This is a genomic window from Flavobacterium fluvii (genome assembly GCF_900129545.1).
GTDB lineage: Bacteria > Bacteroidota > Bacteroidia > Flavobacteriales > Flavobacteriaceae > Flavobacterium > Flavobacterium fluvii.
This window is the reverse complement of sequence record NZ_FQWB01000005.1, coordinates 246071-271921: the sequence shown is the minus strand read 5'-3', so window position 1 is coordinate 271921 and position 25851 is coordinate 246071. Positions and strand designations below refer to the sequence as shown.

General features: G+C 36.6%; 24 protein-coding genes. 9 read left to right on the top strand and 15 right to left on the bottom strand.

What is annotated here, in order from left to right:
• Positions 1-340: 340 nt before the first annotated feature.
• Positions 341-625 carry a hypothetical protein gene (locus tag BUC16_RS12880; protein WP_073371128.1) on the bottom strand — a complete coding sequence of 95 codons (285 nt, stop codon included), beginning with the start codon at positions 623-625 and terminating at the stop codon, positions 341-343.
• A 106-nt stretch (positions 626-731) separates the two neighbouring features.
• Positions 732-1253 (bottom strand): hypothetical protein, encoded by a 522-nt coding sequence (locus BUC16_RS12875; RefSeq protein WP_141226154.1) that lies wholly within the window; start codon positions 1251-1253, stop codon positions 732-734.
• Positions 1254-1562: 309 nt separating this feature from the next.
• Between BUC16_RS12875 and BUC16_RS12870 the strand changes: the two genes are divergently transcribed.
• The gene (locus BUC16_RS12870; RefSeq protein WP_073371125.1) at positions 1563-2000 is read left to right on the top strand and encodes a hypothetical protein; all 438 of its coding nucleotides are present in this window, start codon (positions 1563-1565) and stop codon (positions 1998-2000) included.
• An 86-nt stretch (positions 2001-2086) separates the two neighbouring features.
• Here BUC16_RS12870 and BUC16_RS12865 read toward each other — a convergent pair whose 3' ends face one another.
• The 6 genes from BUC16_RS12865 to BUC16_RS12840 all read right to left on the bottom strand — a co-directional run bounded on the left by BUC16_RS12865 (position 2087) and on the right by BUC16_RS12840 (position 8017).
• On the bottom strand, positions 2087-3349 hold the full coding sequence (locus tag BUC16_RS12865) for a peptidylprolyl isomerase (RefSeq protein WP_073371123.1): 1263 nt from the start codon (positions 3347-3349) through the stop codon (positions 2087-2089).
• 33 nt (positions 3350-3382) lie between these two features.
• Positions 3383-4465 carry a peptidylprolyl isomerase gene (locus BUC16_RS12860; protein WP_073371121.1) on the bottom strand — a complete coding sequence of 361 codons (1083 nt, stop codon included), beginning with the start codon at positions 4463-4465 and terminating at the stop codon, positions 3383-3385.
• A 16-nt stretch (positions 4466-4481) separates the two neighbouring features.
• Positions 4482-5126, bottom strand: coding sequence for a gliding motility-associated peptidyl-prolyl isomerase GldI (gldI, locus tag BUC16_RS12855; protein ID WP_073371120.1), 645 nt, complete (start codon positions 5124-5126; stop codon positions 4482-4484).
• 6 nt (positions 5127-5132) lie between these two features.
• Positions 5133-6137, bottom strand: coding sequence for a DHH family phosphoesterase (locus BUC16_RS12850; RefSeq protein WP_073371118.1), 1005 nt, complete (start codon positions 6135-6137; stop codon positions 5133-5135).
• Between the two features lie 70 nt (positions 6138-6207).
• On the bottom strand, positions 6208-7476 hold the full coding sequence (locus tag BUC16_RS12845) for a voltage-gated chloride channel family protein (protein WP_073371117.1): 1269 nt from the start codon (positions 7474-7476) through the stop codon (positions 6208-6210).
• A gap of 154 nt (positions 7477-7630) precedes the next feature.
• Positions 7631-8017, bottom strand: coding sequence for a RidA family protein (locus BUC16_RS12840; protein ID WP_073371115.1), 387 nt, complete (start codon positions 8015-8017; stop codon positions 7631-7633).
• A 242-nt stretch (positions 8018-8259) separates the two neighbouring features.
• Here BUC16_RS12840 and BUC16_RS12835 point away from each other — a divergent pair, with 242 nt between their 5' ends.
• From BUC16_RS12835 to BUC16_RS12810, 6 genes are all read left to right on the top strand, one after another.
• Positions 8260-8856, top strand: a complete 597-nt coding sequence (locus tag BUC16_RS12835; protein ID WP_073371114.1) for a hypothetical protein — start codon at positions 8260-8262, stop codon at positions 8854-8856.
• A 143-nt stretch (positions 8857-8999) separates the two neighbouring features.
• A complete protein-coding gene (locus BUC16_RS12830) occupies positions 9000-9725 on the top strand; it encodes a hypothetical protein (protein ID WP_073371112.1) in 726 nt (241 codons plus the stop codon).
• Positions 9726-9783: 58 nt separating this feature from the next.
• Positions 9784-11313, top strand: coding sequence for a glutamine-hydrolyzing GMP synthase (guaA, locus tag BUC16_RS12825; protein WP_073371111.1), 1530 nt, complete (start codon positions 9784-9786; stop codon positions 11311-11313).
• Positions 11314-11446: 133 nt separating this feature from the next.
• Positions 11447-13378 (top strand): LysM peptidoglycan-binding domain-containing protein, encoded by a 1932-nt coding sequence (locus BUC16_RS12820; RefSeq protein WP_073371109.1) that lies wholly within the window; start codon positions 11447-11449, stop codon positions 13376-13378.
• 57 nt (positions 13379-13435) lie between these two features.
• Positions 13436-13837, top strand: coding sequence for an OsmC family protein (locus tag BUC16_RS12815; RefSeq protein WP_073371108.1), 402 nt, complete (start codon positions 13436-13438; stop codon positions 13835-13837).
• Positions 13838-13890: 53 nt separating this feature from the next.
• Positions 13891-14124, top strand: coding sequence for a DUF3820 family protein (locus BUC16_RS12810; protein WP_073371106.1), 234 nt, complete (start codon positions 13891-13893; stop codon positions 14122-14124).
• A 161-nt stretch (positions 14125-14285) separates the two neighbouring features.
• Here the strand turns inward: BUC16_RS12810 and BUC16_RS12805 are convergent, their stop codons facing one another.
• The 4 genes from BUC16_RS12805 to BUC16_RS12790 all read right to left on the bottom strand — a co-directional run bounded on the left by BUC16_RS12805 (position 14286) and on the right by BUC16_RS12790 (position 21927).
• A complete protein-coding gene (locus BUC16_RS12805) occupies positions 14286-16256 on the bottom strand; it encodes a DUF3857 domain-containing protein (protein WP_073371105.1) in 1971 nt (656 codons plus the stop codon).
• A complete protein-coding gene (locus BUC16_RS12800; protein WP_170860875.1) occupies positions 16256-18190 on the bottom strand; it encodes a DUF3857 domain-containing protein in 1935 nt (644 codons plus the stop codon). Before BUC16_RS12800 ends, BUC16_RS12805 begins: the two co-directional genes overlap by 1 nt.
• On the bottom strand, positions 18165-21419 hold the full coding sequence (locus tag BUC16_RS12795) for a toxin-antitoxin system YwqK family antitoxin (RefSeq protein WP_073371102.1): 3255 nt from the start codon (positions 21417-21419) through the stop codon (positions 18165-18167). The genes BUC16_RS12800 and BUC16_RS12795 overlap by 26 nt, the downstream gene beginning before the upstream one ends.
• 64 nt (positions 21420-21483) lie before the next feature.
• Complete coding sequence (locus BUC16_RS12790; protein WP_073371100.1) at positions 21484-21927, bottom strand: DUF4268 domain-containing protein; 444 nt, start codon at positions 21925-21927, stop codon at positions 21484-21486.
• Between the two features lie 117 nt (positions 21928-22044).
• On the opposite strand from BUC16_RS12790, the gene BUC16_RS12785 reads away from it, so the two are divergent.
• Positions 22045-22683: an NUDIX hydrolase gene (locus BUC16_RS12785; RefSeq protein ID WP_073371099.1), complete on the top strand. Its 639-nt coding sequence runs from the start codon at positions 22045-22047 to the stop codon at positions 22681-22683.
• Between the two features lie 55 nt (positions 22684-22738).
• Entirely contained in the window at positions 22739-23542 is an 804-nt protein-coding gene (locus BUC16_RS12780) for a lysophospholipid acyltransferase family protein (RefSeq protein ID WP_073371097.1), read from the top strand.
• A 31-nt stretch (positions 23543-23573) separates the two neighbouring features.
• Here the strand turns inward: BUC16_RS12780 and BUC16_RS12775 are convergent, their stop codons facing one another.
• The 3 genes from BUC16_RS12775 to BUC16_RS12765 all read right to left on the bottom strand — a co-directional run bounded on the left by BUC16_RS12775 (position 23574) and on the right by BUC16_RS12765 (position 25849).
• Positions 23574-24209 carry a DUF8845 family protein gene (locus BUC16_RS12775; protein WP_244534366.1) on the bottom strand — a complete coding sequence of 212 codons (636 nt, stop codon included), beginning with the start codon at positions 24207-24209 and terminating at the stop codon, positions 23574-23576.
• Positions 24209-24703: an RNA polymerase sigma factor gene (locus BUC16_RS12770; protein WP_073371096.1), complete on the bottom strand. Its 495-nt coding sequence runs from the start codon at positions 24701-24703 to the stop codon at positions 24209-24211. The genes BUC16_RS12775 and BUC16_RS12770 overlap by 1 nt, the downstream gene beginning before the upstream one ends.
• 84 nt (positions 24704-24787) lie before the next feature.
• Positions 24788-25849 carry a DUF3810 domain-containing protein gene (locus tag BUC16_RS12765; RefSeq protein WP_073371257.1) on the bottom strand — a complete coding sequence of 354 codons (1062 nt, stop codon included), beginning with the start codon at positions 25847-25849 and terminating at the stop codon, positions 24788-24790.
• Positions 25850-25851 lie beyond the last annotated feature (2 nt).

The window sequence follows — 25851 nt, the reverse complement described above, 5'->3', positions numbered from 1 at the left end:
TAGTTACTAATAATAAACATTAAAATTAGAGAAGTTGCCTGCTACAATGATCGCTATCGGGTTTTGTCTATTCAGTTGCTTTGGACTTGTTATCCAAATATCGCATCACTTTTTTATACAACTTAACTATAAAATATACCACAACAATTAGTGATACAAAAAGGAATGTTTGCCATAAGAACAAACTAATACTAAAATCATTTATTAATTTTTCCATAATCTATTTTTTTGTGTAAACTTTGAAAGATTAGCTATAACGTTCTGTTTGCTTTCTCTTGTGGGTACGGATTACTTCGTCAGTTCGCTTCGCTCGTGTGCAAATCCGCGCTATCGGGTTTATTTATCCGATAGATATTCCGTTTAAATAGATGTAAATTGCTACTATAATTAAAATTACAGATTCAAGAAGCCATACTTTTTCTTTATTAAATTTTCTAAAATTTAGAATCGATTGTTCAATTAGTATGATGACTATAAAAATAATAAATCCAATAAAAGCAATTGCTCCTCCTAACGCTTTTCCTCCATTATTATCTATTAAAAGGAAATATACACTCATAATTAAAAGTAATATTTCCAATGCCCCAATAACAATTAAAAAAGGTGTTATAATAAGTTTCTTCATTGACTTTTTTTGGTAAGTGTTTCTAAATATTTCAGCCAACTTTGACTTTTTTGTTTAAATCCGCGCTATCGGGATAATCTATATCTTGTTACTAGCAGTTTTACCTTTAAAGAATCTTTTCAAGTAGTAGAATACGTTTTTCTTTTTTCAGTTTGTACTTGTCAAAATTTCGAGCATTTTCAAAAAGAGTATTCCTGTAATATATTGAGGCAAATATAGAAATAAGATACCTTGAACTTGCACCTAATAACCCATAAAACAAAATAGGATTGTCTAGTTTTAAAACAATAAAATACAAAATAAGAATTGTGAAAAACATTAAAAGATTATGGTGGAGATCGTGAAGTAATTCGTAATACATCACTTGTTCATTATTTTTTACCTTTTCTACCTTAATTATATCCTCTTTATAATTCTTTATTAAATACTCAATGTTTTTCCTGTTCCATTTTGATATGACTTTACCTGTTGATTTTGTAGCATTTTTAGTTGAAACAGCAGTGTAATACATAAGTTTCTTAAAAATATCATATAGCAAATTTCCAAGTATTGCTAGTATCATCATTGATAAAAATGTATTTTCTCTTGCAAACTTATCAAGAGTGTCGATTATGATATTAAACTGCATCTATTAAATTTTTTGTGTAGGTCGTATTTTTAATTGCCACCAACTCATTTATTTGTATGACGTTTGTCATACAAAGCCACCTTTTTTGGGATAGATATGTGTGATAAACAGCACACAATATTTAGACTCAAATATATAAATAATTCTTTACGAATCATTTAAAGAGACTTTATTTGTTGCAAACTTTTCGTACTAATATGGGAACAGGTTTCTGTGATTTTTTATTGATTAAAACAAGGATTTTTTTAAAATCAAAAACATTGTTCACTTTGCCTAAAACTTTGCGAACTTTACGGTAAAAATTACGATATGAAAATAAATCTTAAAAACGGAATCGACAAGCTCCTTTTCGGAATGAAACAAAATGATGTCACTGCTCTTTACGGAAAACCAAATAGAAATTACAAGGACGAAGACGACAATGTTATTTTTGCCTACAATGCCTTAAAAATGCGCTTGACGTTCTATCAGGAAGAAGAATTGAAACTGGGTTATATCGTGGCTTCGAGTCCAGACTTGGAGTTGTTCGGGAATAAAATCATTGGAAAAAAAATAAATGATGTCAAGAAAGAATTGGCCACAAAAGGAATCACCAAATTTACCGAGGAAGATTTCGATACTTTCGAAAACTATTTCAACGAAGACAACTGGATTATTCTGCAAACGGAATTTGATGAGGTCGTGAAATTTGAAATTGGCGCCATCATCAATGCCAAGGACGAATTCGATTGGAAATTCAAGAAATAGGGTTTTCTAAAACATGAAGTCATTCAATCAAAAAAGGGATTTACGTAAATGTAAATCCCTTTTTTTTGGATAATGTGGTCAATATATTATTGTTTGGATTTAGTGGGAACTGCCTCCGAAAATTGTTTGGTGGTTGGGTTGATTTCGGTCATTTCAACCTCAAAGATGAGAGTTGCATTAGGAGGAATCACGCCACCGGCACCACTTTCGCCATAAGCAAGATTGGAAGGTATAAAAATGATGGCTTTGTCTCCATAAGACATTAAACTTAATCCTTCCAGAAATCCAGGAATCATGCTGCCTTTTTTTCCAATTTCGATAGGGTAGGGTTTGTATCCATTTTGGGCAGCCCTGTTGGCGTCGTATTTTCCATAGGCTTTGCAAACGTCTTCGTAGCTGCTGTCAAACAAAGTTCCGTCTTCAAAATACCCTGCATAGTTAAAGTAGACCATAGTTCCATCCGCCGGTTTTACTCCAGTTCCTTTTTGCGTTATTTGATAAGACAATCCAGAGGCTGTTTGGGTTGCAACGGCTTTGGTTTTGGCTATGTAAGCTGCTTTTGCCTTGATGACACCATCATATTTTTGGAGATACATCTTTTGGGCTTCTGCTTGGGCTGCGGCCTGCTTTTTTTTGTTTTCTTCATTAATGGCGGCTTGTTTTTTGGCGTCTTCATCTTTATTTAAAAAATAATCGGAGAATACTTTAGGCGCATCAAAGGCTTGGGCCAAAGCTCCTTTTCGGGTGATGGTAACCTTGAGGATTACATCGTCTTGGGCAATCAAGTTGACAATGTCCATTCCTTTTACAACGTGGCCAAAAATGGTATGTGCTCCGGTTAACCAAGGCGTGTCTTTGTGGGTAATGAAAAATTGGCTTCCATTGGTGGCTGGACCAGAATTGGCCATGGCCAAAATTCCGCCTTTGTCAAATTTCAAGTCCGTGAATTCGTCTTTGAAAGAATAACCTGGACCGCCGGAACCATTTCCGAAAGGATCTCCTCCCTGAATCATGAAATCGGCGATTACACGGTGAAATTTCAATCCATCGTAAAAGGGTTTTCCTTTTAGTTTTTCGTTGGTCACAAAAGTGTTTTTTCCTTCAATCAAGGATACAAAGTTAGCTACGGTAACAGGCGTTTTTTGATATTCCAATTGAACAACGATAGTTCCTTTATTGGTGGCAATCGTGGCAAAAATACCATCGGTATTCTCTGTTTTTTTTGGAGTTGCCTTTGTTGTTGTCTTCGCGGTTGCTGTTGGTTTTTTGGTTGCAACCGGTTTTTTGGCAGTTTGCGCTTGCATGTTCAGCATTCCCAAGAACAACAATAATAAGATTTTAGCTTTCATTTCAGTCTAAATTAAGGTCAGTTTTTTAATGATTTATTGTGGTAAATTTTCCAATAGTTCTATTTCAAAAATAATGTTGGCATTCGGAGGAATTACGGTACCGGCTCCAGCTTCACCATAACCCAATTTTGAAGGGATAAAAAGTGTGGCTTTGTCTCCAAATGATAATTTCTCGATTCCTTCTATAAAACCTGGAATCAAGCCTTCTTTTTGTCCTGCTTGAAAAGGAATGGGCTGGTATCCGTTTTGGGCAGCCTTGTTTTGGTCATATTTTCCAAAAGCTTTTACAACTTCTTCGACACTCGAATCAAATAAGGTTCCGTTTTCCAGAAAACCGGAATAATGAATGTAAATATTGGCACCATTTGCAGGTTTCTTGCCGCCCGCTTTTTTGGTTATCACATATTCTAATCCAGAAGGCGCTTTTATGGCTTGGGCTTTCAAGGCGGCTAGCGATGCCACTTTTTGTTCGGCAACGATTTTGTATTTCTTTTGGTTTTCAGCTTCTTGGGCAAAATAGTCACGGAAGGTTTTTACGGCATCAAACTTTTTGGCGGCTTCACCGTTTCTAATGATGGTTATGGTTTTGATGTTGTCGTCTTGAACAATTTTATTGACCGTTTCCATTCCATTTTCCACTACATGACCAAAGATGGTGTGTTTTCCGTCTAGCCATGGCGTTTCTAGATGCGTGATGAAAAATTGGCTGCTGTTGGTTGTGGGGCCATTGTTGGCCATGGCCAAAACGCCTCCTTTGTCAAAACGCATATCGGTAATTTCGTCCTTGAATTTATAACCGGTATCCCCAGAACCTGTTCCCAAAGGGTCTCCGGCTTGAATCATGAAATTGGCAATTACCCTGTGAAATTTCAAGCCATCGTAAAAAGGTTTGTTTTTGAGGTTTTCGTCGGTGATAAACTCGTTTTTTCCTTCGGCCAATGTCACGAAGTTGGCCACGGTAACAGGCGTTTTTTCGTAATCCAATTGCACGATTATGTTCCCTTTATTCGTTTCAATTTGGGCGTATAATCCGTCTGGAAGATTGTTTTTTTCTTCTTTTTTACAGGATTGCAATAAGGCTGCCAGAATGAATAGTAATAGTATGCTTTTTTTCATTTTTTAAATTATTTTCTTAATTGGTTACAGTGTCTTTTGGTTGGGTTACAGTTGTTTTTTGGGCTTGCTCCGCAGCGGCGGCGGCCTTGAGCAAGATTTCTTTTTTGAAGGCTGCTTCCGATATGAAATTATGCAGGGTAACGGTACACATCAAAGGCTGGTTGTGACCAATTCTCTTGTCGTCGCCATGAAAACCGTAAGCGATGTGTGACGGAAAAAGAAAAATTATTTTTTCTTTTTTGTGCATCAATTTGATGCCTTCCCGCAAACCGGACATGATGTTTTGTTTGTCAACGGCATAGGTTTGGGGTCTTAATTCGAGTTCGGAATAAATGATGTTTCCTTTCAAATCCTTTATTTCGTAATCAAAAAAGGCAACATCCCCTTTTTTGGGAGTCAAGGTATCTTGTATGTTTTGAACAACATAAGTGTACCAATATCCTTTTGTAGAAGCCATGTATTTTATCTTGGGGTTGCTTTTGATCAGGGAATCGATTTGTCCTTCTTCACCAGCAATCAACTTCTTGTTTCGCTCTACCGATTTTTTCATGAAAGTTCCCGATGCTTGGGAAATCGGTCTTCGGGCTTCTTGACTTTGTTTGCAACTGGACACTGCTATAGAAACCAAGCCTGCCAAAAGGATGAGTTTAGGATATTTCATGCTGTTTTATATTTTAAGTTTGTTTACCAAATCTTCGAATTTATTAACGGTATCTTCCATCGACAATTCCGATTTTCCTCCAGCGGCATTGCGATGGCCTCCGCCGTTAAAATGTTCTCTTGCAAAAAGATTCACGTCAAAATCACCTTGGGAACGGAATGAAATCTTGATGATTTTCTCTTCTGCATTTTCGATGAAAATAGCCGTAAAAACGATGCCTTTTATGCTTAATCCATAATTGACAATGCCTTCGGTGTCGCCTTTTACGTGATTGAAAAAGTCTAACTCTTCTTGTGTTAACGTGGTATAAGCTGTTTTATGATTGGCCAAAACCTGCATATTTTGGAGTGCCTTGCCCAGCAATTGCAATCTGCCATATGAACTGTTGTCGTAAAGCAGTGTTGGAATTTCGGTGTTTTCGACACCCAAATCAATTAAATCTGCAATAATTCTATGGGTTGTTCCAGTTGTTTTTGGAAAACGAAAAGACCCGGAATCGGTCAATATTCCTGTATAAATGCAGGTGCCAATGGTTTTGTCGATGTCTGATTTTTTGCCAAGGAAACAAATGAAATTATGCAACATTTCGCAAGTGGAACCAAAAGCGGTATCGGAATAAGTTACCACCGCATAATCATCCGGCGATTGATGGTGGTCAATCATCACGAAAGGAACCGTCAGCTTGTTGAGCACGTTTTCCATTTCGCCCACACGGTGCAAGGCATTAAAATCAAGCGTGAAAACCAGATCGGCTTCTTCCAGGACTTTGGTGCAGTTTTTTTTGTCTTTTTCGAATATTTTAACGGTTTCCGAGCCTGGCATCCAAGCCAAAAAGTCGGGAAATTCGTTGGGAGAAACCACGACGGGTTGGTGGTTGTTTTTTAATAAAAAATGGTATAAACCAAGGGTTGAACCCATTGCATCACCGTCGGGACTACGATGCGGGATGATGGCAATTTTTTTTGGAGTTGACAACAACTGCTGTATTGCTTGAATTTCTTGTTCTTTCATAGTTTGCGAATTTACATTTTTTTAATGTAATCTTCGAAACATTTATAGATTTAACAAACTTTTAAAAAAACTAAAAATCCTCCAAATCTTTTCTTTTAAACCGTTGGTACAAACGATATTTGGCTCCTTTTACAATTTGCGAATGATAAATACCAATGGAACCTGAAGCAAAATAAGCAATCAAGCAGGCAATGCCAATGAATATGCCACTTTGCCAACCAAAAAGTTCCATTCCCATAACGGTGCAAGCGATAGGAGTATGGGTGGCTCCCGAAAAAACGGCCACGAATCCCATTCCTGCCAAAAGTGCGATGGGCAAAGGAATGATAAGCGATAAAGCACTTCCCAACGTGGCGCCAATGAAGAAAAGCGGTGTTACTTCGCCTCCTTTAAATCCAGCTCCAAGCGTGAAACCAGTAAACAGTATTTTGAGCAGAAAATCGTGGGATTGATTTGGATTCGAGAAGGAATCGACGATGGAGGGAACTCCCAAACCAATGTATTTCGTGGTTCCTGTCAAGTAAATGGCAATGACTAAAACAAGTCCTCCCACAAACGGACGCAAGGGTGGAAAATCTATGGTTTTTGCAAATAACCTTCCCCAAAAATGGGTAGTTCTGGAAAAAAGCATGGCCGCCAAACCGAATGCAATACTTGCCACTATTATCCAGGGGATAACTTGAAGCGTCATTTCAGGCACGACCGGAATATGGTAATGCGTGTGTGATACTTGCCAAAATGCAACGGTGAAATAGGCAACATAAGCTGCCAAAAAGGAAAGAACAATACTCTTGATGCTGATTTTACTGAAATACAAAACCTCCAAGGCAAATAAGGCTCCCGCCAAAGGTGTTCCAAAAACCGAAGCAAAACCCGCACTGATACCGAGAATGATCAGTGTTTTTCTGTCGGAATTGTCGAGTTTGTCTCTCGACTTCGCTCGAGATGACAGTCTTGAAAATTGGTCCGCGATTGCTCCTCCCATTTGTACTGCCGTGCCTTCGCGACCTGCAGAACCTCCAAAAAGATGGGTGATTAATGTGGTAAGAAACACCATCGGAGCCATTTTGAACGGAATGGTATTTTTTGGATTTTCGTATTCTTCCAGCAATAAATTATTGCCTTTCACTACAGTTGCCCCATATTGATGATAAAGCCATCCGATGTAAAGTCCACCGATGGGCAATAGCCAAATAATCCAATTGTTGTGTTCCCTAAATTGGGTAACCCACTCCAGGGACACCAAAAAAAAGGCCGAAGCGGAACCCGAAAAAATGCCTGTCAAAACACAAATGAAAATCCATTTGAGGGAAATAAGGATTGTGTTTTTTAGGTTCATTTAAGGTTTTTTAGCCACTAATTACACAAATTTACACGAAAAATAATCTGTTCTAATTCCACAAATTTTAAAAACAGATAAAATTCGTGACAATTCGATTTTTAAATTGAATATAATTTGTGACAATTTGTGTAATTCGTGGCCTATTTTTTAATTATTCAGCAGCGATAGCCGTAAATTCTATTTCCACCAAATATTCTGGAGCTACCAATTTGCTTACTTCATAAAAACCGGTTGCAGGTTTGATGTCTTTGAAAAAAGTGGCGTGCGCTCTGGCAACATCTTCAAAAGAAGTGATTTCGGTAGTGAAAATTCGAGTACGAATCACGTCTTTCATTCCCACATTCAAGTCTTCCAATACTTTTTCTATTCTTTCCAGAATGTTTAGCGTTTGTGCATGAGCATCATCGGCTTTCACTTTTTCACCATCCACAATGGCAACAGTTCCTGATACTTCAATGATATTTCCAATGCGAACCGCACGACAATATCCCATTTTGTCTTCCCATGGAGAACCCGTCAAGATGTTTTCTCTTTTCATTTTAATTGTTTTTGTATTGATTTTAAACGAGTTGAAATTCAACTCCGGTTTTTGTTTTAGTGCTGCAATTTATAAAAATTTAGACAAGAAATTATGCAAATTTTTCATTCTAAAGGATTAATTGTCGAGAATTGATTTTGGAGGAACAAAATTCTCAATTATGTAATAAATTCCATAATTGAATGTTATATATAGAGAGTTTAATCAATCCGTTTGCGTGGATTCACTAATATTTAAGTCAGATGAAAAGAATTTTGTTTTTTGTTATGGTATTGGCAATATCTTTAAATGGGTATGCACAGAATGAATTTGATACCAAGTTCAAACCCATTCCGGCCAAAAAACCAAAAGTTAAAGAAGAGGTTCCTCCAAATGAAGTTTCGCCAAAAGAAACGCCGCCAGCCGTTGTCAAAAAACCGGATTCCTTGCAGGTCAATCCCGAGGAGCTTTTTAAAGACGGCAACTTATATAAAAAAGAGAATAATTCGGAAGGTGTTTTTTATAGAAAAAACCAATATTTGGGAAGTTTCAAAATCAAGACATTTACCTCGACCATACGCTATCGGGATGCCGCTTTTGTGGATGGCGACAAGATAAAAGTACATTTGAACGGTAAAGTAATCGAGCCGGAAATTGTCATGGATGGAGAATCTAAAGGATTCAAGATTAAATTGGAAAAAGGTGTCAACAGAATTGATTTTGAAGCTTTGAACGAAGGTTTTGCGTCACCCAATACGGCGGAATTCCAGGTTTATGATGAGATGGGCGTGGTAGTTTCTTCCAGTCAATGGAATGTGGGAACGGGTTATAAAGCCACCATTATATTGGTTAAAGAATAAAAGAGATATTTTTTATGATTCAGGTTTTCCATTCCGAAAATAAAATCCAGAAAGTTATTTTATGTTATTTTTGTGACTTTTGATAATTGATTTCCATTATTTTTGGATTTTTTAGATATTGAGTCATCAATAGAAAAAACGACATGAACAGAATTCTTTTTTTTATTCTTATACTTGGCATTAGCTCAAAAGCCTTTGGGCAAGCTGAATTCAACACTAAATTCAGGCCCATCAAGCCCCAGACTACAACTGCAAAACCCAAAACCGACATCAAGCCACCGACGAATTTGCCCAAATTGAACATCCCAAAAATCGTTGCTCCCAATGTATTCAAGGAAACGAACATTTATGGCACAAAACCCAAACCTAATAATGCATTTGAAATTGGTACTGCCGAGAATCATTTTTCAATGACTCCAAAAAATAGATTCGAACACAAGCTGGGCGATGTTTATCAAGACAAAATGACCAAGGATTTGGAAAAAACAATGGTTCGCGAAGGATTGAAAGAGGACTATAGCTCATTGGATAGAAAGGATAGATATTTGGGAGATTATAAAACCAAATCGGAATTCTTGGTGGTTAAATACAGGGATTATATTCAAATTGACGGGGATTTGATTAATGTCTATTTGAATGATGTATTAATACAATCCCAACTGTACTTGTATTCTCAATTGGATGAATTTAAAATTCCTTTGGTAAAGGGGATAAACAATATAGAGTTTGTTGTGGCAAGCCAGGGAACTTCTGGCGGGAATACGGCAGAAATACACGTTATTGACGACAAAGCTAAACCGATGACCGACGAGTATTGGAATAATTTAGCACTTGGAACCAAAATTAAATTAATAGTTATTAAAGAGTAATTTAAATTTTTTCAAATTTCGATTTTTCAATCCCAATTATATAAAGTATTTTTGCCGAATGCAACACAACGTACTTATTTTAGATTTCGGATCGCAATACACACAGCTTATTGCTCGAAGAGTTCGCGAATTAAATATATTCTGCGAAATTTTTCCTTACAATCATTTTCCGAGTGATTTATCAAGTTATAAAGCGGTAATTCTTGGAGGAAGCCCTTTTTCTGTTAGAGGAGAAGATGCGCCACATCCAGATTTATCCCAAATCAGGGGTAAACTACCCATACTTGCCGTTTGTTACGGAGCGCAATATTTAGCCCATTTTAGTGGTGGTGAAGTTGCTGCATCCAATACAAGAGAATACGGTAGAGCTAATTTATCCTATATTAAAGAAGACGAAACTTTCTTTGAAGGTGTTTCTGAAAATAGCCAGGTTTGGATGAGTCATAGCGATAGTATCAAGGCGTTACCAACTAATGCAGTAAAATTGGCAAGTACTCACGATGTGGAATTTGCTGCTTACAAAATAGAAGGTGAAACGACTTATGCGATTCAATACCATCCAGAAGTTTTTCACTCGACAGATGGATCAAAAATGTTGGAGAATTTCTTGGTAAAAATCGCCCACGTTCCCCAGAATTTTACGCCAGGCGCTTTCGTTGAAGAAATCGTGGCTGAAATGAAAGAAAAAATCGGAAACGACAAAGTTGTTTTAGGTCTTTCAGGAGGAGTAGATTCAACTGTGGCTGCGGTTTTATTGAACAAAGCAATTGGTAAAAACCTGTATTGTATTTTCGTGAACAACGGATTGCTTCGCAAAAATGAATTCCAGTCTGTTTTAGATCAATACGAAGGAATGGGCTTGAACGTGAAAGGAGTAGATGCTTCGCAACGTTTTTACGATGCCTTGGCTGGAGTTACTGATCCGGAATTAAAAAGAAAAGCCATTGGTAACGCATTTATCGAAGTTTTTGATGTTGAATCACATCGCATAGAAGACGTTACTTGGTTGGCTCAAGGAACCATTTATCCTGACGTAATAGAATCGGTTTCTGTAAAAGGACCATCGGCAACCATCAAATCGCACCATAATGTGGGTGGATTGCCGGATTACATGAAATTGAAAGTGGTAGAACCTTTGCGCATGCTTTTCAAAGATGAAGTGCGTAGAGTGGGAGCAACTTTAGGAATTGATCCAGAATTGTTGGGAAGACATCCTTTTCCGGGACCTGGATTGTCCATCCGTATTTTAGGAGATATTACCTTGGAAAAAGTACAAATCTTGCAAGACGTGGATAAAGTTTTTATCGACGGACTGAAATCTTGGGGATTGTATGACAAAGTTTGGCAAGCAGGAGCGATTTTGCTTCCAGTGAACAGCGTTGGAGTAATGGGTGATGAGCGTACTTACGAAAAAGTGGTTGCGCTTCGTGCAGTAGAATCTACAGACGGAATGACTGCAGACTGGGTACATTTGCCTTATGATTTCTTGATGAAAGTGTCAAACGATATTATCAATAAAGTAAAAGGGGTTAATAGAGTAGTTTATGACATCAGCTCAAAACCGCCTGCAACCATTGAGTGGGAATAATAGATTGTAATATACCTATTTTTCGACAGCTCTATTTAATGGGAATTATATAAAAAACGGCATCAAATTTTAGAATAAAATTTGATGCCGTTTTGGTATCTTTGAAAAACTAATTTTTTACAATGACAAAAGGATGAAATATTTTATAACAGTTTGTTTGGCTATCTTGGTTTTTTCTTTCAATGGTTTTTCACAAGAAAAAAGCATCACCCACAAGGTTGGAAAAGGGGAAACAATACCCCAAATAGCCCAAAAATACAATGTGACTCCTTATGATATTTATAAATTAAATCCGGATGCCCAATCTGGTTTGAAGCTCAACAGCGTTTTGATTATTCCCAAAAAAGCGGGTGCTGCAACGCCAAGTTCTGCAAAAGCAACTACACAGGCCAAAACCCATAAAGTAGAACCAAAAGAAACTTTGTTTGCCATCGAAAAAAAATATGGTGTTTCGGATGAAGACTTAAAAAAAGCCAATCCCGATTTAGAAAAATTAGGATTGCAAATTGGGCAAACCCTCATCATTCCTTCGAGTACAGCTCCAAAAACAGTTGTTAAAACTCCTGAGAAACCCGTTTATCACGTGGTACTTCCAAAAGAAACCAAGTATTCCATTGCCAAACAATACGGAATGACCATCGAGGAATTGGAAAAACGAAATCCAGAAATTATTCCAAATTTACCTATTGGTTATCAATTGTTGATTAAGGGAACTGCTCATCAAAAGGATAAAATAGTTGCGGTTGAACCCCAAAAGGAAACTCCAAAACCCGTTACTCCAAAAGCTGCTCCAACCATCAATTATGTAGATTACGAGGTAAAACCAAAAGAAACCTTGTACAGCTTGTCCAAATTGTCCGGTTTGAGTCAAGAAGAATTTATTAAATTAAATCCAGCGTTGGCTAATGGTGTTGAAGTGGGGATGATTTTGAAAGTACCGTCAACAGCTTCGATGAAGCAGGAAACCAAGAAAACATATACTTCATTGTCGAATAAAAACGGTTCCAGAAAAAAACTGGTGTTGTTGATACCTTTTAATTTGTCCAAAATAGAAGGGGATACCATAAATTCGACGACAACACGATTGAAAAAAGACAAGTTTTTGAACATGACGCTGGATTTTTATTCCGGTGCCTTGATGGCCATTGATTCTGCCAAAACACTAGGAGTTAATATAGACGTTAAAATTTTAGATTCCCAAGAAACTAAAAACTCTTCGAATATTTCCGGTATTAACCAAGAAAATAATCTTGAAACCGCCGATGCCATAATTGGTCCTTTTTACCAAAACAATGTCGAAAAAACGGCTGAATTGTTGGGCAAAAACAATGTTCCCGTGATTTCGCCTTTGTCAAAAGATATAGGAAATGCCTATGCCAATTTGTATCAAACCATTCCAGCAAATGAAGTTCTAAAGACTGCCATGTTTGATTACATGAGAGCAAAAGGAGGCAATATGATTGCGGTTGTAGACAAAAAAAAGGAATCCGTTAGACAATATATTCGCGAGAACCAAAGTGACGTACAATTTGCCCCTTTGTTGGATAATGGAAGTTTGTCTGTTGAGGGATTGAAAGGTTTGTTCGTTAAAGACAAAATGAATTATGTGGTTATGGAAACGGCCAACACGGTCATGATTAAATGGACCATGAGCACGATGATGAGCGCATTGGCCAATTACAAAGTGCAGTTGGTGATTTTGGAACCAAACGAAACTTTGGACACCGATGAAATTAATTTTGTGAATTTGACGAAATTGAAACTGATGTATCCTTCCGTGACCCGTGAAAACGAATCTCCCGAAGCCCTGATTTTCGAAAAAGAGTACAGAAAGAAAAACAAGATTGCTCCAAGCAATTATGCCACTCGTGGTTTTGACGTGACTTTTGACACCATGATGCGTTTGTCGCAAGGCAAAACCTATCAGGAAACAGCAGATACCGTTGCTACGGAACAAGTGGACAACAAGTTCGAGTATTACAAAAAAGAAGGTGGTGGCTACACCAATAAAGGAGTTTACATCCTGTATTACGACACCGATTTGACGATAAAAGAAGCTAATTAAGAAAGTTGCCAGTATTCAGTTTTCAGATCAATTGTAGAATAAAAACAACAATATAATATGACCTCAAAAGTAACCTATTTAGGCGATTTAAGAACATCGTCCATTCATTTGCAATCCGGTAGCGAAATCATCTCGGATGCGCCAATTGACAACAACGGAAAAGGCGAGGCTTTTTCGCCAACAGACACCGTTGCCAATGCTTTGGCAACTTGCATGATGACCATTATGGGAATCAAGGCAAGAGACTTGAATGTTGATTTTACCGGTTCCACGGCTGACGTGACCAAAATTATGCAAGCCGAACCCAGACGCATCAACGCCATCGAAATTGTTTTTGACATGAATGTTTCTACCGACGAAAAAACAAAAACTATTCTGGAAAGAGCCGCAATGACTTGTCCCGTTTTCTTGAGTTTGAATACCGAAATTGAGAAGAGGATTAGTTTTAATTGGAAATAAATCAGTGTTCAGTCGCAGTATTCAGTTTGCAGACTAGCCATTAAACTTTAAATTTGGAACAAGACCCAAAACAACTCATCAAACTGGCTCACACGAAAATGCCTTTCGGCAAATATGAAGGCAAATATCTTATTGATTTGCCGGAGTATTATGTGGTTTGGTACTCCAACAAAGGTTTTCCAAAAGGAGAATTGGGACAGCAGCTGCAATTGGTTTACGAATTAAAACTCAACGGACTTGAAGAGTTGGTTCGCAATATTCGAAAACGATACCCAAAACCAATTTGATATAAAAAGAATTCCCCAATTTTCAAATTTGAAAATTGGGGAATTCTTTTTAAGAAAGGTATGTTAATTTGTCATTTCGACGAAGGAGAAATCACATAACGAGAGCAACTGATGTGATTTATCCTTCGTCGAAATGACAAAATTGGTAGTTAAATTCCAGCTTATTTAGTCACTATAATAACGATTTTATTGAAATCGGCGGCGGCATTGATTACGGCTTTGTAATCCTCAAACTTGTTTAATGGATAGTTTACGATATTGTAAAACTCGGTATTTTCCACTAAAACTTCATCTCCTTTTTTGGTGTATTTACTAATGAAAGCCGCTTCGGTTTTCCCGTTGATCTGTGTTTTAAAATCCATCACAAATTTATCCAGGTTTTTCACGGTGGCACCTTTTGGCAAAATGATTTTGATTTTTCTAGTGTAGAAATGAGGATAATCAATCTCTACAGGCAATGTTCTTTTGTTTTCTTGGTAGAACTCCATTTGTTTTCCAATGGTTTCCCCAACAGAGAACAGGTAGTTTTCTCCCGCTTTTTTGGTAAGGTCTTTTCCGTCATAGGTCACATTCAAAACAAATGGTTTTTTGCCTATAAAATCGGTTCCGTCGTTTTCAGTGGTCAAGGTTTTGTATTCTGTTTCCACGGTATAATTTTCGGCGACATTCTTCAAAAAAGTTTTGTATTGCTCTGCCGATGCAAAATCCTTGATAGGTTGAAAATTTAGACCAGAGTAACCTCCAAACGAAAGATTGCTCGTTACCAATGGATTTTCGATATCATTGGTGAAATCAACGGTAATGTCCATGATGTCGTGTGAAATGTCATTGCCGGGAATTTCGATAAAATTAATTTCTCCAATGCCCATTTTGACTCCCGCAAATGTCTTTTCCTTGATGAAAAGACCGTTGTTATTGGCTATTGTCATCGGAAATAAAGGAATACGATACTCCACTTCCGTCGGGGTCAGGTATTTCTTGATGCTTGGAAAATAGAATAGCAATTCGTTCAGGTTTTCAAAACTCTCGAAATCTTTGTCAAAAGGTATTTTGTATCGGTTTGAAGTAAAAACGATGTTGTTTTCGATATTGAAGTTTTTGAAAACAGCCAAGTAAATTTTTAAAATATCCGTTTGATTGGCTTGTTTGGTTTCAATGACATTGGCAACAGTTTCTTTGTTGTCGATGTATCTGTCATAAGTTATGGTTTTCTTGATTTTGTTTTCAATGTTCCAAATTTGTTCTTGTAAATCGTCTGATTTTGGGATGGTCTTGCAAAAATCATCCAATGTCTTTTGCACTTTTTTATCCAATTCAGGATTAAGTCTTTCGTATAAATTGGTTGAAAATTCCTTGAAGTTATTTAGATTTCTGCCACCGCTCATCAGGTTTTCATCCAGTTTGTAGCGAAACAATTTCAATTGTAAATTCCAGTTAGAATAGTTTTCATCGTTATCCAAAGCTGGGATGTTTTTTTCTGACAGGGCAAGAATTGCCGTGTTTGGAATCTTTTTATCATCAATTACAGGCTCGCCTAAACCGTTGTAGGATTTGGTTTTGAAAACCAGATAATTGGGGTAAATTAGTTCAAAATTTAAGTTGGCAATAGGATAATCATCCTGCATTTTGATGGTTTGTCCGGTAAACTCAGGGCTTTCTTGGAGTACATAGATCTTTTCGATCACGGCTCCTTTTTCCATTCCGTTTATGGCAAAATAGTTGTATTTTATTCCTCTTTCTTGGTCGGTATCTTCCTTGATGTCTTTTTTGTCCAAATGGATGACACTGCCGTTTTTGAGGATAACTCTGGCTTTGTTGATCAAAACACTTTCGTCCAAGCTGAAAGGAATGTAAATTTTGTTGTTGCGCTCGATGGCATCATCTGAATTGATGAAGATTTTTTCGTGCACCAAATGATACTGTTTTGCAGTTTTGCCTTCAACCACTATTTCTATTTTTGTGGTTCGCTCCAGGATTACTTCTTTCTCGTTTTTGTATTGTTCCGGGATTTCGACTTTTGTTTCTTTCTCGTTCCAATCATAATTTTTAAAGGAATATTCCTGTGCAAAAAACAGGGAGGAACACAAGAGGGTAACTACGGTAAAAATGGTTTTTAGGGGATATCTTTTCATTATTTTTCCAATAAAATTAAGGTGTCAGTGTAATTGTTTTTTAGTTCTTTTATGGACTTGTTCCAAAGTTCAAAATCAGGTTTGTCCAGCAATAATTTCTTTTGTTTGAGTTGGGAATGCAAAAGTATTTTATTGTTTTTTACTTCATACACAAAATCAGCTTTGATGTAATCGTTGTCCATGCTATAGTTTTTCGGCACGTATTTTACCGTGCAATTTTTGGGGATTTCCAGTTCGTAAATGCTGTTTACGTAATTCAAATGTTCAAACTCAAATTTTGCTAAACGGTCTTTTTCGATTATGATTTTTTCCAAAGGTCGATCCAGAAATAAATTGACATACATTTCTTTATCGACTTTCACGATGTAATTCCCCAAGTCGAAATTGTAACTTATTTGATAAGGTTTGTCCCTGTCCTTGATGTTTTCTTCGTTGTAATCTTTCAAATTGAACTTGTTGTTGCCTTTCAGCACCAGACTTTTTATCATTTCGAACCGGGTCTTGTTTGTGGCATCTCCGATTCTTGGTAAAAGGCGACTTCTGTTGTAGCCATAGAATTCGATTTTCCCGGAACCCAGAAGTTTGTCTTTTTCAATCTTCATTTTTACTTCCTCTTTTACCTCATTTTTTTCGGCTGGAACAACTGGAACAGGAATGATTTTGTAGGTTTCACCATCATTGTACATGGCTTCTTTTCCTTGGATGAAAGCCGTGGGAATTCCATAAAGCGTTTCCTTGTCCGTTGCATCCAGGAAGATAAATTCCTTGTCTTTTTTGTAGACGGCAATCATGTGGTTGTCCACCGCCGGAGTGGGTAATTCCTCGTAAGAATATGGAATCTCCCGTGTTCCAATCCAAGCAATATAGACGTTTTTTACATTGGCATATTTGGCCATGGCCGTGATTATACTGGCCATATCCTTGCAATCGCCAAACTTTCTTTCGCAGATTAAGCTGGCTTCCCTTGGAATAAAACCTTCGTATCCATTTTCGAAAGCAATGTATTTGATGTTGTCTTTTACCCAATAGAAAATGCTTTTGATTTTGTCTTCATCATTGGTCAAATTCTCCGTTATTTTAAGCGTGATGGCTTTTAATGTTGGGTCTTCGGTTTGGTTCAGGTTTTTTGTAAAACCTTTGTAATAGGCAAAAAGTTTGTCGATGTCACCTAAAACATCAACCTTTTTATTGTTGACCACATAATCCTTGATGTAAACATTGATGTGTGGAATGACATACAAATAACCTGGTGAATTGCCTTCCATTTTCACGGGTTTTACATCTTTCATCGTCCATTTGTAAATCCATTTTCCTTTTTTTTCTGTTCTTGAAAACACGATGGAATTGGATGGATCATTGAAAATTTTGTATCCAATGTTGATGTTTTTCTCCGTTTTTATTTCCAATGTGGAGTTTTTTATGGGTAAGCCACCGCCAAAAATAAATTTGTGCAGTAAAAAAGGATCCAAAAAATCGACTTGGTAGTTGTAAACTTTTTTGGCTCCAGCTTCCAAATTCGGAAAAAGAAGTTGTCGTTGTTTTACGTCGTCATAAAACACCGAACTTTGACCAGACTGGATTTCGTTGGTTTGGGTAACCTTGATTTTTTTTTCCTTCCCGCCAACATTGACTAAGGAATAGGCGTCATAACCCAAAAGTTTGACTAATTCCGAATAACTAAAAGATTCTTTGTTGCCCTGAATTCCGTTTTCGGTAAGAATCATGGATTCGTATTGGTTGTCCTGAATGACTTTCAGCTTGTTGTTTTCAATGGTAAAATCATACGACTGAATATCGTTTAGCACCAATTCGTTATAATCAGGATATTGTTTTTTGTATTCATCAAAGGAATTTTGGGCGTTGCCCGTAAAGGCAAAAATCCCGTAAAAAGCAAAGATATATATGTGTTTATTTGATAATTTCGACCAATTCATCCGAATCATATTTTTTTGTTGTTATTATTTTCCCTTCATTGTAAATTAACACGTTGCCGTGTAATTCGTCGTTTTTATATTCTGCCGTCAGCCAAGGTTTTCCATCTTCCTTGAAATATTCTTGAATGCCTTGGAAGTCGTCGTTTTTAAAGTGTTCCTTCTTGTAAACATTGCCATTTACATAATATTCTATTCGTGTCCCATTTAAGGAATTATTGGAATAATTGGCTTCATATTCCGGTTTTCCGAGTTCATTGTTGATGGCAAATTTTCCTTCAATATTTCCTTTTTCAAATTTTATCGTGATGGCAGTTTTTCCATTAGGATATAAAGAAGCAATATCGGCATTTTGCCCAATTATTTCCACTTTTTCGTTGAGTTCACCCGTTTTATTTTTTTTGATGTAATATTTAATGACGTTATTTTGGTAACCAATGATTAAAATAGGCTCTCCTTTTTGGTTGAAATAGGTGTAATTACCTTCTATTAAGCCGTTTAATTGGGTACATTCCTGCATCTTCGATTTATTATGGTAGTATCGGATTAATTTTCCGTTTTCATCCCCAAAAGAGTTTTCATTGGAATATCTCAAATTGCCCACAATATCATAAATCTTGTCCAGACCATTCATTTTTCCTGCATAAAAAGTGATTTCTCTATTAATTGTTCCCAATGGGCTATATTCTTTATATCCGTTATGTCTTTGGCCGTTGACAAATTCCGTTTCCGTCAAGGGATTGTTGAATTTGTCTTTTTCCAATAATTTCCCGTTCAATTCGCCATTTACCAATTCATTGGTTATGGTTGTTGCCCCATTGTTATGACTAATCGTGAACTTTCCCGTTTTGTTTATGCAATCAAAACTGCTTTCTTTTTCGCCTTTTGAATTATAGTTTTCATAGGAAGTCAAGACGTCTTCGATGTATTTCTCGCGTTTGGAAATTGTGCCGTTTTGCCAATAACCTAATTTTTCAAAATTCGTGCCACCATTTACAAGAAAACCTTCTGATTTTAAGGAACCGTCTGTGTAAAATGATTTGTATGGACCATTTTGTCTTCCTTTTTCATACGAATAGCTTCGGTCTAATTTCCCATTTTCGTAAACTTCATAAAGTCCATTTAGGGTGTCGTTCGAATAGTTTTTTATGCTGCTTATCTCTCCATTTTTATTATAATCATGACTTAGGCCATTTTGGTTTCCGCGGGAATAAAATTCTTGCAGCCTTTTGGTTCCCGATATAAAGTGATGATTCCATTCTCCGGTTTTCTTTCCTTTTTCAAAATTTCCGGCGGCCAATTGGTTGCCGTCAAAGTCTTTCATTGTAAAAGGTTTGCTGGACAAACTGATTTCAACTGGTTTCGGATTGTTTTTGAGATATTGTACAGCCGATTTTAGTTCTCCAGATTTGTATTTTTCTTCAAAATATTTGTTGCCATTGCTGTCAAAATAGTTGTAGGCTTCCAGTTCTTCTTTGTCATTATAGAAAGATTCGGAAGATTTTTTCCCGTTTGAAAAATAAAAAACCAATTTCTTTATTTTCCCGCCTTCATAAGTGCTTTCTTTTTCCAATGTACCGTTGCTGTAATATGTTTTATAGGAATCTTTAATTTTTCCGTTGGCATAATCGGCTTCCGATTTCACTAACTTTCCGTCATAATATTCCAGGTATTTACCGTCAATCAAGTCATTCACACAAGTATAGGTTTCCACAATGTCGCCCACTTCATTATATCTGGAAAAAAGACCATTCAGTTTCCCGTTTACATAATTGGCTTCTGATTTTATGCTGCCATTTGGATATAAACACGTTAATTTTCCGTCTCGTTCTCCTTTTACAAAATTGACTTCACATTGTTTTCCGCCATTTACATAATAAGAAGTCCCAAGTCCGTTTAATACGCCATCTGCATAATTTTCGACCACGCTTTTCAATCCATTCGGATAATAAGCGGTTCTGGTTCCGTCCACTTTTCCGTTTTTAAAGGATTTCTCTTCATTCAAAATGCCTTTGGCGTCAAAATATTTTTGATATCCATCCAACTCATTGTTCTTGAAATTCAATTCGCCTGCAAGATTTCCATCTCCATTCAGGTATTTGTATTTGCCTTCGCTTTTTCCGTTAATTTGTTGGCCAATCAAGTATGGTACCATATTTTTTATGGACACAATCACTTCTTGTTGTGTGCCAAAATGATCCAATTTTCTTTTTCCGAAGGAATCCCAAAAACCGGCAAGGATATAATTGTCGTTAAAATCAATCATTAATTTCTTTTTGGAAGAGAGTTTTTTACCAATTTTTTCTTCCATTGATTGCAAAATGTAGTAGGAGTAGGCTTCAAATCGTTGCTTTTCCATCATGTCTTTAATCCAGGGAATGTACATGGTTTCAAAAAAACCGTTCCCCATTTTATGTTCCAATGAATATTCGGCAATAGCCTGAATTTGGCGAATGATGACATCGTCAATTTCTGATTTTACCTTATAGGCCGATTTCAAGGGCAATTGGTTTCTGAGAATGACCTCCATTTCTTCAAAATTATCTCCGGATTTAGAAAAAACAATTTTATTTTCCCCTAGATAGTTTTGTCCATATTTTGCATTCAAATTTGTAATGGCTTTTTCGGCATGTCGTCCATTTGGAGCAATAGCCAAATAGCTCATCATGGCCAAACTGGCTTCAACTATTTTGCCGTTGTCAAGCGCTATTGCGCCTAGCAAATAATGTGAAGAGCTGTGGTTTGGATCGTTGGTAATAATTCGTTCCAATACATCGACCGCTTTTTGTGACTCTTCTTTTCGGATATACAAAATGGCTAAATTGTATAAAAAATTGGAAGAGTTCGGCAGGTATTTTTCGCCTTCCTTGAATGTTTTTTCGGCTTGGTCGTACTCTTTTTGGTCGCTCAAAAAATTGCCGTAAAGGGTATATAATGTCGGGAATTCCGGCATTAGTTTTTTAGCATATAAGTCTTCAAAAAAAGCTTTCAATTCCTCTTTTTTTTCTAGAGCGGAAAGCGCCATTGCTTTTTCATACTGGGCATCCAGATATTTTGGATCGACTTTGCTGATTTTTTCGTACTCTTTTATGGCTTCGGCATATTTTTTTTCTTCATATAACGAGATTCCTTTTTTCAGGATTAGGTCGTTGTTGTAAACAAAAGAATAATCGGTTTGGGAATAGGAACTGGAAAAATAGCCAATAAAAAGCGCAAAAAGGAGTTTCTTCATTTTGAATTTAATTTTATCAAATATAGATTTTTTGTTTAAAGTTTGTAAGGATTTTAATAAAATTTTAAGTATTAATTTCTAAATCCCGAATGTAGTCCCCGTATTCAAAATAGAACATTTCCAAAGCGTTCATTTTTTCGAAAAAGAAGTCGAAAATTTCGTCCCAATACTTCCTGTTGCTGACACTCACATCCGTTTTTTCAACCCAAATCCGACTGATTTTTTTGCCGTTTTCAAGTACGAAGTTTTTTTCAAACACCAAGTCTTTTACAAAATCATCTTCCAATATCGTTTTTAAAGATTCCAGTTTTTCGAAATAAACAATTCGTTTTTCGTCACTTCGATGTTCGATATCTATCAATACCTGCGCTTTTTTGTTGTCGACATAAAACTTAAAGGAGAAATCCTTGATTTTTGTATCGTATAAAATCCATTTTCGAGGATATTTTTCGGCAAAATCAATCCAAAATTCCCGTTTTAATCGTTGAGCCTCTTCTTTGCTATACATTGTTTTTTATTTTAAAATTGTGGTTGACATTGTCATTGCCATTGAATTTCGGTAAATTTGTCCAAGGTTGTGGTATATTTACAAAACCTTTTTGGATTACAAAAATAGACTTTGATCATGGATTTTCAAGACTTTTTAGAATATGTTCCAAAATTAAAGGAAGTTGGTCTTCCTGCCTCTGAAGCGCATTTTAAAATGGCGCCATTGGAGCGAATCGAGAGCTTGAAAAACCTGAAAATCGAGACTAAAAACCCAAAAACAGCCGCCGTGATGATGTTGTTTTATCCTAAAAATGGAGTGACACATTTGGTTTTGATTGTTCGAAATTCTTACCAGGGCGTCCATTCTGCCCAAATCGCTTTTCCAGGCGGGAAATATGAGCCAAGAGACCAAATATTCGAGAATACGGCCTTGCGAGAAACGCATGAAGAAATAGGGATTCCTCCCGACAGCATCAAAATCATGAAGGCTTTTACCCGTTTGTATATTCAGCCGAGCAATTTTATGGTCTATCCTTTTTTGGGAATTTGCAAAGAAGAAATCGTTTTTATTCCCGATTCGGATGAAGTTGCCGACATAATCGAATTGCCGTTGTCTGTTTTTATGAGTGACGACATTCTGGTAAGCGTGAATTTATCGACTTCTTATGCAGAGAACATCTCGGTTCCCGCTTTCAAAATAGGGGATCACATTGTCTGGGGAGCCACGGCCATGATGTTGAGCGAATTGAAAGAAGTACTGAAAAAAGTACTTTAATTTATAAGTTTTTGTAAGTTTGCCATCAAAAAAATAATACAAAACATAATTGTATATGGGATTATTTAAGAGAAGTCCGTTTGGACACATCCTATTTATAAAAAAGAATCTAATCCGGGTTTTTGCGTGTTTGACACATAGACGTTACAGAGGTTTTAATAGTTTGCAAATAGAAGGTTCCGAAATCATCACAAAATTACCGGATACCAACGTACTTTTTATATCCAATCATCAAACTTATTTTGCCGATGTCGTGGCGATGTTTCACGTTTTTAACGCCAGTTTGAGTGGTCGTCAAGATTCCATCAAAAATATCGGATACATTTGGCAACCCAAGTTGAACATCTATTATGTTGCTGCCAAAGAAACGATGAAAGCCGGATTATTGCCCAGAATTTTGTCCTATGCCGGAGCCATCACCGTTGAAAGAACTTGGCGTTCTTGCGGCAAAGACGTGACTGAAAAAAGAGAAGTTAATCCCAATGATACCGAAAACATCAAAATAGCCTTGAATGACGGTTGGGTGATTACTTTCCCGCAAGGAACTACAAAATCATTCAAACCCGTTCGAAAAGGAACGGCCCATATCATCAAGCAATACAAACCTATCGTGATTCCCATCGTGATTGACGGTTTTCGTCGTTCATTTGACAAAAAGGGATTACGCATGAAAAAAAAGGATATTCTGCAATCCTTCATCATCAAGCCGCCACTGGAAATCGATTATGAAAACGACAGCATCGAAGCTATTGTCGAAAAAGTGGAATATGCCATCGAGCAACATCCCTCATTTCTAAAAGTAATTTCTGCCGAGGAATTAAAGGCACAAAAAAAACTCAACCGATTGAGAGAATTTTAAATAAAAAAAGAGGCTTAAAAAGCCTCTTTTTTTATAAATCTATTTTCTTTAATTCCTTGTAATTGGCATACAATCTTCGGAGCAAGATTCCGTATACAAGTCTGTAAAACAGCCAAAAAAGGCCCATGAAAGTGGCAATAAGCAAAATAAATATCCCTATTGTCAGAACCATGATCTTGGTATTGTTGTTCATTTTATCTATCAGGGTAACCACTTCTGGATTGTAGGTAAAAGCCATGAAAAAACCCATCATCATGCTAAATGCAACCATTCCAAGGTTGTACCAAACATAACATTGCACCGTTTTTCTGGTTTTTAGAATGTCTTTCATCAACTGTTTTGTGGAAACGGTGGTTGAAATGGAAACATAGTTTTTATAGAACAAATAAATAAAGACCAATATCACGGCATAATTAAAATACGTCAAGATTTCAAAAAAGAGGTTTAATTCCTCATGTTTTATTTTTTTTAAATAATCGTCGGTATTAAAAAAAACGCTGATTGATGTCCAAAGCAAAATCTCCAGGATACTGATAATAAATATCCACTTCACGATGGAAGACGATTTGGAGTGCAACATCTTGTAAATATCCACTTCGGAAACCTGTTCAAAAGTGTTATTTTTTTTCCAATCTTTTTTTAATAAATCCAGCTCTTTCATACTCATTAAGGATTTAATATTTTTTTCAACTTCCCTTTAATTCTGTTCATTTTCACCCTTGCATTAACCTCGCTGATTCCCAAAGTTTCCGATATTTCCGCATAATCCTTGTCTTCAAGATACATGAAAATCAGGGCTTTTTCGATATCGTTCAATTGATAAACCGCTTGGTACATTAACTTCAATCGTTCTTCTTCTTCATAATTGTAATCCTCTTGGCTGATGAAAAACTGCTGTTTTTCATAATCTACCGTCTTCACCGTTTTGGAGCTTTTTCGATATAGAGTAATGGCCGTATTCAAGGCCACTCGATAAGCCCAAGTCGAAAATTTGCTGTCGCCGCGAAACTTCGGAAAAGCCTTCCACAGCTGTATGGTAATTTCCTGGAACAAATCTTTGTGTGCGTCTTCGCCATTCGTATACAACCTACAAATCTTGTGGATTATATTCTGATTGGTTTTCAATTGCTGCACAAAAGATTGTTCTAAATCGTTGCTCATAATGCTATAAGTGGGCAAAAAGTATAATTTGTTACAAATTTGTTTTTTTAATTGGGAGTAGAGATGGGCTTGAAACCATCTCTTCTAAAATTCTTTTTCCTTGTAATAATTCACCATCAAATTCACGAATTTGCTGTAACTATCCATTCCGTCTTTTTGTTGGTTCATTTTCAAGAAGTTATCATAAAAAAAATGAAAGCCTTCGTCGATAAAAGTGTCGTGTTGTTTCCAGAAATCCTCGCTTTCCTGATAATTTTTCAAAATTCCGGGATGAACGGTTTTCAATAATTGGTCATACACTTTTTCGTCACGAACATACCAATTACCCAAACAATAGCGCAAAGCAAAACTATATCCCGAATATTGAAAGTATAAATTGTCGTTTTTAATCGAAGCCAGAAACCCAATAAAATTGCATTCGCTTTCGCTGGCAAAACCCATTTGGTGTGCCATTTCGTGGCAAGAAGTGGTCGGGGAATTATACATTGGCATCAAATAATTCACGTGCGCTTCATTGGTAAACGGATTCAAATAACCTCCAAAACCCATATAAGTCAGCGGCAAACTGAAAAGCGATTTCTTGATGCTGGGATTGATATATTCAAAGAAAGGATATTGAGCAGAAAGGATTTTATACCCATTCAGATTCATCTCGAAAACCTGTTCCTGTGAGTAGGGGAAAACTACTTTCAGGCTGTCATTTTTGGTGATTTGGGTTTGAATTTCGTTGGTTTTGGCAATCAGTTTTTTGGTAAAAACCAATAAATCGGCATCGGTGTAGTCTCTTTCAATTTTCATTTTTTCAAAAAGCGGTTGGCGGTAATAATTCATCGCCCACAAAACATGAAACAAAAAATACGCCACCGAAAGAACGCTTAAAACCCGTAAAGCATTATTTTTCCATTCCGTCTTCCACGTTTTCCTGGCTTTCCAAATCGACTTCAGAAGATATAAAATCAGGATTCCATAAATAATGTCTCCAACCGAAAAAGGGATTTTTCCCAAAGTAAACCGAGAAATTTTTGAAATAAAAACATACAATCCATTGCTGTAAAATCGTTCCACAAATTCCGGAAAAAAGGCAATTATTTTCAGAAACAGAATTTGAATTAGGAGAAATAAGGGAAGAATATGCTTTTTTTTCACGG

Excerpts from the sequence above, each read along its gene's own strand:
- BUC16_RS12880 (WP_073371128.1), bottom strand. The coding sequence starts at position 625 with ATGAAGAAACTTATTATAACACCTTTTTTAATTGTTATTGGGGCATTG.
- BUC16_RS12875 (WP_141226154.1), bottom strand. The coding sequence starts at position 1,253 with ATGCAGTTTAATATCATAATCGACACTCTTGATAAGTTTGCAAGAGAA.
- BUC16_RS12870 (WP_073371125.1), top strand. The coding sequence starts at position 1,563 with ATGAAAATAAATCTTAAAAACGGAATCGACAAGCTCCTTTTCGGAATG.
- BUC16_RS12865 (WP_073371123.1), bottom strand. The coding sequence starts at position 3,349 with ATGAAAGCTAAAATCTTATTATTGTTGTTCTTGGGAATGCTGAACATG.
- BUC16_RS12860 (WP_073371121.1), bottom strand. The coding sequence starts at position 4,465 with ATGAAAAAAAGCATACTATTACTATTCATTCTGGCAGCCTTATTGCAA.
- gldI (WP_073371120.1), bottom strand. The coding sequence starts at position 5,126 with ATGAAATATCCTAAACTCATCCTTTTGGCAGGCTTGGTTTCTATAGCA.
- BUC16_RS12850 (WP_073371118.1), bottom strand. The coding sequence starts at position 6,137 with ATGAAAGAACAAGAAATTCAAGCAATACAGCAGTTGTTGTCAACTCCA.
- BUC16_RS12845 (WP_073371117.1), bottom strand. The coding sequence starts at position 7,476 with ATGAACCTAAAAAACACAATCCTTATTTCCCTCAAATGGATTTTCATT.
- BUC16_RS12840 (WP_073371115.1), bottom strand. The coding sequence starts at position 8,017 with ATGAAAAGAGAAAACATCTTGACGGGTTCTCCATGGGAAGACAAAATG.
- BUC16_RS12835 (WP_073371114.1), top strand. The coding sequence starts at position 8,260 with ATGAAAAGAATTTTGTTTTTTGTTATGGTATTGGCAATATCTTTAAAT.
- BUC16_RS12830 (WP_073371112.1), top strand. The coding sequence starts at position 9,000 with ATGAACAGAATTCTTTTTTTTATTCTTATACTTGGCATTAGCTCAAAA.
- guaA (WP_073371111.1), top strand. The coding sequence starts at position 9,784 with ATGCAACACAACGTACTTATTTTAGATTTCGGATCGCAATACACACAG.
- BUC16_RS12820 (WP_073371109.1), top strand. The coding sequence starts at position 11,447 with ATGAAATATTTTATAACAGTTTGTTTGGCTATCTTGGTTTTTTCTTTC.
- BUC16_RS12815 (WP_073371108.1), top strand. The coding sequence starts at position 13,436 with ATGACCTCAAAAGTAACCTATTTAGGCGATTTAAGAACATCGTCCATT.
- BUC16_RS12805 (WP_073371105.1), bottom strand. The coding sequence starts at position 16,256 with ATGAAAAGATATCCCCTAAAAACCATTTTTACCGTAGTTACCCTCTTG.
- BUC16_RS12800 (WP_170860875.1), bottom strand. The coding sequence starts at position 18,190 with ATGAATTGGTCGAAATTATCAAATAAACACATATATATCTTTGCTTTT.
- BUC16_RS12795 (WP_073371102.1), bottom strand. The coding sequence starts at position 21,419 with ATGAAGAAACTCCTTTTTGCGCTTTTTATTGGCTATTTTTCCAGTTCC.
- BUC16_RS12790 (WP_073371100.1), bottom strand. The coding sequence starts at position 21,927 with ATGTATAGCAAAGAAGAGGCTCAACGATTAAAACGGGAATTTTGGATT.
- BUC16_RS12785 (WP_073371099.1), top strand. The coding sequence starts at position 22,045 with ATGGATTTTCAAGACTTTTTAGAATATGTTCCAAAATTAAAGGAAGTT.
- BUC16_RS12780 (WP_073371097.1), top strand. The coding sequence starts at position 22,739 with ATGGGATTATTTAAGAGAAGTCCGTTTGGACACATCCTATTTATAAAA.
- BUC16_RS12775 (WP_244534366.1), bottom strand. The coding sequence starts at position 24,209 with ATGAGTATGAAAGAGCTGGATTTATTAAAAAAAGATTGGAAAAAAAAT.
- BUC16_RS12770 (WP_073371096.1), bottom strand. The coding sequence starts at position 24,703 with ATGAGCAACGATTTAGAACAATCTTTTGTGCAGCAATTGAAAACCAAT.